1 rRNA gene is annotated in these 299 nt (G+C 46.2%); it reads left to right on the forward strand.

Annotated elements, in window-relative coordinates:
- Nucleotides 1–17: 17 nt before the first annotated feature.
- Nucleotides 18–299: ribosomal RNA gene (locus AACR09_RS16275) — 23S ribosomal RNA — on the forward strand; the annotation flags it as partial.

Consider the following 299-nt stretch of genomic DNA (forward strand, 5'->3'; position numbering starts at 1 on the left):
ACCCTTTCGGGTTGTATGGTTAAGTGACTAAGCGTACACGGTGGATGCCTTGGCAGTCAGAGGCGATGAAAGGCGTAATAACTTGCGATAAGCCCAGATTAGGTAGTAATAACCTTTTGAGTCTGGGATTCCTGAATGGGGAAACCCACTTGCATAAGCAAGTATCCTGTTGTGAATACATAGCAACAGGAGGCAAACCGGGGGAACTGAAACATCTAAGTACCCCGAGGAAGAGAAATCAACCGAGATTCCGAAAGTAGCGGCGAGCGAAATTGGATTAGCCCTTAAGCTTTTAATGA

This window comes from Vibrio sp. OPT20, from assembly GCF_963889365.1.
GTDB classification, from domain to species: domain Bacteria; phylum Pseudomonadota; class Gammaproteobacteria; order Enterobacterales; family Vibrionaceae; genus Vibrio; species Vibrio splendidus.